This is a genomic window from Niastella vici, assembly GCF_002077945.1.
Taxonomy (GTDB): domain Bacteria; phylum Bacteroidota; class Bacteroidia; order Chitinophagales; family Chitinophagaceae; genus Niastella; species Niastella vici.
The window spans coordinates 1-7,456 of record NZ_LVYD01000106.1; the positions used below are offsets into that span (position 1 = coordinate 1).

Annotated in this window: 8 protein-coding genes; all 8 read left to right on the forward strand. The window is 40.0% G+C overall.

The genetic code is table 11. The annotated features are described in order from the left end of the window. Window positions 1-240 precede the first annotated feature (240 nt). The 8 genes from A3860_RS36155 to A3860_RS36190 all read left to right on the forward strand — a co-directional run bounded on the left by A3860_RS36155 (window position 241) and on the right by A3860_RS36190 (window position 6,796). A complete protein-coding gene (locus A3860_RS36155; RefSeq protein ID WP_245843700.1) occupies window positions 241-450 on the forward strand; it encodes a hypothetical protein in 210 nt (69 codons plus the stop codon). 1,012 nt (window positions 451-1,462) lie between these two features. Continuing rightward, a complete protein-coding gene (locus A3860_RS36160) occupies window positions 1,463-2,272 on the forward strand; it encodes an SDR family oxidoreductase (RefSeq protein ID WP_081155480.1) in 810 nt (269 codons plus the stop codon). 101 nt (window positions 2,273-2,373) lie between these two features. Further along, window positions 2,374-3,288 carry a helix-turn-helix domain-containing protein gene (locus A3860_RS36165; RefSeq protein ID WP_081155481.1) on the forward strand — a complete coding sequence of 305 codons (915 nt, stop codon included), beginning with the start codon at window positions 2,374-2,376 and terminating at the stop codon, window positions 3,286-3,288. Between the two features lie 331 nt (window positions 3,289-3,619). Continuing rightward, the gene (locus A3860_RS36170) at window positions 3,620-4,561 is read left to right on the forward strand and encodes a toprim domain-containing protein (protein ID WP_081155482.1); all 942 of its coding nucleotides are present in this window, start codon (window positions 3,620-3,622) and stop codon (window positions 4,559-4,561) included. 127 nt (window positions 4,562-4,688) lie between these two features. Beyond that, complete coding sequence (locus A3860_RS36175) at window positions 4,689-5,069, forward strand: plasmid mobilization protein (protein ID WP_081155483.1); 381 nt, start codon at window positions 4,689-4,691, stop codon at window positions 5,067-5,069. 86 nt (window positions 5,070-5,155) lie between these two features. Next, window positions 5,156-6,109 carry a relaxase/mobilization nuclease domain-containing protein gene (locus A3860_RS36180; protein ID WP_394334805.1) on the forward strand — a complete coding sequence of 318 codons (954 nt, stop codon included), beginning with the start codon at window positions 5,156-5,158 and terminating at the stop codon, window positions 6,107-6,109. A gap of 26 nt (window positions 6,110-6,135) precedes the next feature. After that, a complete protein-coding gene (locus A3860_RS36185; protein ID WP_081155485.1) occupies window positions 6,136-6,516 on the forward strand; it encodes a hypothetical protein in 381 nt (126 codons plus the stop codon). 61 nt (window positions 6,517-6,577) lie between these two features. Further along, window positions 6,578-6,796 (forward strand): hypothetical protein, encoded by a 219-nt coding sequence (locus tag A3860_RS36190; protein WP_081155486.1) that lies wholly within the window; start codon window positions 6,578-6,580, stop codon window positions 6,794-6,796. Window positions 6,797-7,456: the final 660 nt, after the last annotated feature.

Below are 7,456 nucleotides of genomic sequence, written 5' to 3' on the forward strand. Positions count from 1 at the left end.
TACTTTTTAAGTTGCGCTCAATGTAACCCTAACAAATCAGGGAATAAGCCGGAGCCTGTTAAATAAAGCATTCATCACTGCGGGAGGGATGTTTTTTATTTATTTTGATTCCAGTATAAAATTCCGGCAAGCTATTCCGCAGTCCTATTCCGTTTCCGGTAATGGCATTTGAATAAGCGAATGCAACCCTATGACTATTTAAAACTGGACATTACCAATTATTTTAGTTATCTTTCTATTATGTCAAAATATAAAGATGTAGTGGTAACACTCTCTAAAAAACATCCCGAAACCGGCGAAATAGTGCCGGCCGGACACACCTATGTAATTGGTGTATTAGGCAATAAAAAGAAGTGGTATGAAATTGATTCCCAGTTATTAAACAAATTGTCAAACGAGGATTTGCAAAAGGAGCTGTTTAAAATATTGCATCCGCAAACACATCATTAACCTCAAGCCTCCTGGGCACTGATGATTGTTTTATAGGGAGTGCATAAAATAAAAAAGAGGAAAGCTGTTTGATAATAATTTTCCTCTCTTCGTGACCCAGGCTGGACTGTTTTCAAAACAATTACGGGAAGATTTTAAAACGGTTACATGTGTTAAAGTCTTTGGTTGTTAGAGGTCCTGCCCGGTGATTCCCCTTAATGACATCGTTCACACGATTGGCATTATGGGGATTTTAATATATACATCTATGGTGCTGTTCCATGAATCTTGAGTCTCCACCAGCTTTTAGCCCATTTTTCCCAGTCTGGGACAATCGAAGCTTAACCGAAGCTTAACCGAAGCTTGACCGTAGCTTTCCAAACAGTATTCCCTAAATGGGAACCATGTCTCGTACACTTATTGTAGCAATTAGTGCATCCGAAGCGGTAAACTATGCCTGGGGGTTGCACTGGAATTGCACTGGGGTTGCACTGAGCCCTTACTATTCAGTGCAACCCTCAGTGCTGTGTAGTACAGTAAGGATGGAGATAATGCTATGTTTTATGTATAATTTTTCCGGGGAGGGGTACCAATCAATCACTAACAGGTGATATCGTTGGCCTGCGGCTATATCAAAACAATACACGTTTTACTTTAATCCCCAACTTTTCAACCTGATCCAACACCTCATTAACCGCAAACGTCCTGGCGCCGATGATTGTTTTATAGAGAGTGCATAAAATAAAAAGAGGAAAACTGTTTGATAACAATTTTCCTCTCTTCGTGACAGGAACTACCCGGCGAAATTTTTCCGGATAAAAATAGAAGCCACATTTGGCAACACTACCTACGTAACATTGGGCGACATGAGCTTCCACACAATGGGAGAAAGGTCTACTGATCTGGAGGCAGTTGGGGAAGAGAATTATTGATACATGCCATAATCAGCAAAATGTATTCATCTTTCCCGAAAATGTATACATCGGCGAGGATGGGTTAAAATACTTTTGTTAAAAGAAAAAATAATCAAACTATGGCAAAGACAATTTTTATTACAGGAGCCTCATCTGGTTTAGGAAAAGCCACCGCTAAACTATTTGCAGCAAAGGGCTGGAGGGTAATTGCAACTATGCGTAATCCGGAGAAGGAAAGGGAACTTAATCACCTGGATAACGTTACGCTCATGCCCCTTGACGTTACTGATGCCGGGCAAATAAAAGCTACTGCGGAGAAAGCGCTGGCTTCCGGCGATATTGATGTGGTGTTCAATAATGCAGGGTATGGTTTGGCCGGGCCTTTAGAGGGTATTAATGATGCCCAGCTGGTGCGCCAGATCAATACAAATATCCTGGGGGTTATCCGCACTACCCAGGCGTTCATTCCCTATTTCCGCAAGAGAAGATCGGGTTTGTTTATCACCACCACTTCCATAGGCGGACTAATTGCCCTGCCTTTAAACTCGGTGTACCATGCTACCAAATGGGCATTGGAGGGTTGGAGCGAAAGTATGGCCTTTGAATTGAACTCCTTCGGAATTGGCATTAAGACCGTATCGCCGGGCGGAATTACAACCGATTTCTCGGGCCGTTCTTTAGATACAGGATACCACGAGGCTTACGGAGAAATAATTAACAAAGTGCAGGCAGAATTTGGAAGGCCCGAACGCAGGGCTAATTATTCAACGCCTGAGCAAATTGCTGAAGTGGTATTTGAAGCTGCTACAGATGGAAAAGATCAATTGCGTTATGTAGCCGGAGAAGATGCCAAAAGAACTTATGCGCAACGGTTGGCAGCAGGAGATGAAGGATTTAGAAAAGGAATCAAACAATTGTTTTCACTCTAAAGTACAACGCCTGCTACGTAAACAAAATAAGTGAATTGAAATCGGTATATTTATTGAAGGTCAGTATTTGTCAATGGAAGTAAATAAATGCGAAAGGGAAAATGAGTGATTTAATAAAAATACAAACGATCAGTCAGGTCCATGATTTTTTTGGGCTTGAAAAACCAAAGCACCCATTGGTTTCGGTATTGAAGATCATTAACAAGTTCAGACAAATGGGTCTTAGCAAAATTCACTATTCCATTGATTTATACCAGATCACTTTTAAATCTGTCAATTGCGCAGACCTGCGGTATGGCAGGAATTCTTACGATTACCAGGATGGTGCGTTGTTGTTTGTGGGGCCCGGGCAAACGTTGCAAATAGCAATAGATGAGGAAAACCCCAGGAGCGATTACGATAGCTGGACATTGCTTTTTCATCCTGACCTTATCCGGAGATCTGAATTGGGCCGAAAGATCGATGACTATACTTTCTTCACCTACAATGTGAATGAGGCCCTGCACCTTTCTGAAGACGAGAAGAAAACCTTGCAGGAAATTATTTCAAGGATTGAAATAGAGTATTCCCAGAATATCGACAGGCACAGTCAGGAGCTTATTGTATCGCAGATCAAACTATTACTCGATTATTGTAACCGCTATTATGACCGGCAATTCCATACGCGGTCAAATTTGAATAAAGATGTGGCCGGCGATTTTGAACAACTCCTGAAAGATTATTTTAATTCTGACAATCTTTCTCAGAAGGGTATTCCTTCCGTTAAATATTTTGGCGATGCATTGAACCTGTCGCCCTATTATTTAAGTGATCTGCTCAAAAAAGAAACCGGCCGTAATACGCAGGAGCATATTCATCTTTACCTCATTGAAAAGGCAAAGACAGCCTTATTGAACTCGAATGAGTCAGTAAGCCAGATAGCTTATGATCTGGGATTCGAGTATCCGCAACATTTCAGCAAAGTGTTTAAAAACAAGACCGGCATGAGTCCGAAAGAATACGGGAAAGAGATATAAGATCGATTAGTGCCTCGGGGTCTGAACATGAAACCCCGGTGCTACGGCCACTTGTCACAACGATCTGGTAATAATTATTTATCCATATGATCCCGTCAGGATTCAAACCTGAAACCATCCCGACCGTTGGTCGGGATGCTCTATTCAATTGAACTACGGGCATAAAAAAAGCTCCACATTTCTGTGAAGCTCTCTTCGTGACCCCGTCGATACAATTTTCCAATAAATTTTTAGGTGACTTAACAAGGCTCGCAAAGCTTGCGGTTTGATACCCAATGTTTTGCGGGCCTTTTTGTTTGTGGGTATTTAATTGTGAAACAAATCTGTGAGTATGGAAAAATTAAATTGTGAGCAGGCCAAACGGCTCGACCTGGTCGAATATTTAGCCTTTTTAGGGCACCAGCCCCAAAGGATTAAGAACGGAGATTACTGGTATTTATCGCCATTTCGGGAGGAAAGAACGGCATCTTTTAAGATTAATCGAAAACTTAATGTTTGGTACGATCATGGGTGCGGCAAAGGTGGCGATTTTATCGATTTCGGAACGCTTTACCATAACTGTTCCGTTAGCGAGTTGCTCACTCGCATGTCGGGTTACCAGGCCCGCCCGGTTCTTTCTTTTCACCCGCCTACTGTTTCCGGCAATCTTTCGGGTGCAAATTCCCGCCTTGCTGGTGAAAAGAAAGAGACCACAGACAGCAAAATTGTTGTGCTGGATTCCCGTCCGCTGGCTGATAAAAAGCTTCTGGATTACTTGCAAAAAAGGTGCATCCCGCTGGAAATTGCCGACCGTTTTTGTAAGGAAGTTGACTTCCTTTTGTACGGCAAAAAGCATACGGTGATCGGCTTTCAAAATAACGCCGGTGGGTATGAGTTACGCAACGAAAATTTTAAGGGTAGCAGTTCCCCAAAAGATGTAACATTTATTAACAATCGAACTGACGATGTCGCGGTATTTGAAGGCTTTTTCAGCTTCCTTTCTTTCTGCACCGTTAATAAAAATTTAACAGCCCCACTGTCAAATTGCCTGGTATTAAACTCCCTTTCTTTTTTTGAAAAGAGCCGTCTTTTAATGGAACAATACAAACAGGTTCATTTGATTTTAGACAGAGACAATGCCGGTATCAATTGGACAAAACAGGCATTGCAATGGAATGCCAATAAGTATATAGATCGCAGTGATTTTTATCGGAATCACAAAGATTTAAACCAATGGCTTATACATCACCGGCAGAGCCAGGAACAAAGACCAAGGATAGGTAGGAGGCTTTGAGTTTTAGGTAGCCAGCTATATTTTGGTATTACCAAAATGTTGGCCCCTCATCCCGCAAAGCGGGATTCACGGCTTTTTTAATCATCCGCCTATCGACGGATTCTAAAAAAATAAGGAGGAAAAGATTATGGTGCAAAATGAAATCATCAGGAAAAAGAAAGGCGGTCGGCCTAAAAAGGCAATAAAAAAAGATCAGTTGTTACCTGTAAAATGCGACAAGGAAGAAAGGAAAAAAATAGAATCCAGAGCCAAATCAGTGAACCTATCTGTTTCCCAATACATGCGTGAAATCTCACTCAATGGTCAAATTGACAGGCGAGAAATTGTATTTCCAAAGGAAGTTTTACAACTCGCCGGCACATTAAATCACCTCGCTGCAAACCTGAATCAGATCGCAAAAAAGAGGAATGGAATTGAAGAATTAAATGCATTGGAAAGAGCCACTTTGCAGATTCAATCCCGCGATTTGAAACGGCTTGCAGAGGATATAAAAAACTATTTGAAATGATAGGAAATATGACGTTAGGACAATCCTTTTCCGGTTGTATCGGATATTGTTTGGAAGACAAAATAAACCTGTCTGAAGAACAGAAAATGGAACTGTCAATTAATGAAAATTTGCAGCATAAAGATCGGGCCGAAGTAATTTATTATAACAATTGTTTTGGTACCGCAAGTGAGTTGGCCAGTCAGTTCAATGAGGTTAGAAAATTAAGCTCGCGGGTAGAAAAACCTGTTTTGCATATTTCATTGCGACTTGCACCTGGCGAAACACTTTCAAAAGATCAACTGATAGAAATTGCACAAGCTTGCGCGGCAGAATTTAAGTTTGACAAAAACCAATACGTTTGCGCTCTTCATAAAGACACCCGTGACCAACATATTCATATTGTTGCTAACCGGGTTGGGTACGATGGCAAGGCTGTAAACCTCACCAATAATTACCGCCGGATGGCAAACTTTTGCCGGCAAATGGAAAAGAAATATAACCTGCGGGAAGTTCTAAATCCACGGAAATTTTTATCGAAAGAGCAACGCCTGATACCACGGCAGGACATGCGAAAAGAACGGTTAAAAAATGATATTCGGAACACCCTGCAACGTGTTACATCTTACCAGGAGTTTGAAAAGAAAATGAAAGCGTTGGGCTACTCGGTTTTAAAGGGCCGGGGCATTTCCTTTATTGACGATAAAAAGGTAAAAATTAAGGGTAGTGAAGTAGGTTTTTCTCTTTCAAAAATTGAACGCATTTTGGATTTGCTGCAAAAAATCGAAATGGTGCCACAAGAAGAGAAGATGCGTGCAAAAATGATACAAGAATACCAACCCAGGCCAGGCCTTACTATTTCTCAGAAACTGATTGAAAAAACTTACATGACTGCCCAATTCGAGCAGCTTCAACATTCCCCATTTTTCAAATTGCAGGATGAATTGTTTAAAATACTATTTGACCCGCAAGAGGGGGAATATCAATCGCAGTCGCTAGACCCGCATTGGTTGATGGAATTGAAGCGAAAAAAGAAGAAACAACAACGGCACCATTTATAGGATTTTTATTATAAAACTTATTATTTATGGAAAACAATATAATGGATGAAAGTGAACAATCAACGCTGAAACTGGTAATAAAGGAACTGGTGGAAGAACACACTAAAACCAATAAGGTAATAGCGGATCTCGTAGAAGGAATCAATGGTATTAACAGCAAGATAGATAAGCCCTCAGTAATACCTACACCGGAACCGGATACCAGAAAAATTCAGCAAATGATTGAAAAATGTATGCTGGAAGTCAGGCTTACAATTAGTACTAATCTAAATAAACACAAGCCAGGCAGATTCCAGTTATTTTTGGAGTCGAAAAATAAAACGTGGGTGGTTGTGACTATTTTAGGGATCTTTCTACTGACATACGCCTTTTTCCTTTTTGTATATTATCTGGCTAAGTCAGCATAATCGTAAAGCGTATAGTTAGGTGTGTGGAATCAGTAACTTTATTTTGAAAACTCAGATGGATATGGAACAGCAAAGGGTACCGATATTTTTGAGATATGGAGGCGCTGAAAAACTCACTACAGAAATGACCAAAGATGAACTTGACCAGGTCTCAGACTCAATTTTAAAACGGGCTAAAGAAAAGGCTTTTTCCAAGGGCAGGCCTATTGTTTTCGGTGAGGATGGTAAGGTTTATGCGGAATGGCCAGACGGGCGTATTGAAGAAATTAAAGCGGAGTAAATTAATGATAAAACATTTGGGAGGTAAAGCTTTATATTCCTGTCTATCCAATTTGAGCTAATCGACATATATAGATATAGAAAGCATAACGTATGCGAAAGACTGTCATTTGTGATAGTCTTTCGCATTTTAGATAAAGGGATTATAGAATTATTTACCCCTTTAAAACCTTCTAATTTGCAAAGAAGTGGGCTAAAGGAGAATTGGCAATTGAATAAAGGTTTACACTTAAAAGCTATCAATACACTGAAAAACCTTTTTAGATTCGCAATCATATTAATTAGTTTAGAAAGCCCAACCAAATTTTGTGCAGAATCAGCTGCATTTATACTTTACTTGTCGTCAAGTAAACATCATTGATAGAATGCCATTGTGAAATTGATATCATTAAAAGCTGCCCATGTAAAGTATTTATAGCTCACTTCTGTTTTTCCCATCGTCTGAATCCACAACATTATTTTTTGTTGCAATTACAAGATGCGAACGATTATTATTATTTGTTAGGTTTTGATTGTTGTGATAAGATATTGCCATTGTTTTCTTTGAAAATACAATAAGACATTTGATAACAGCTAATTAACGCATTGGAAATGGCGGATGGAAATAAAATACCTGTTTCAGTACAGTATGTTGTAATCGGTAATTACAACTACACAGTTT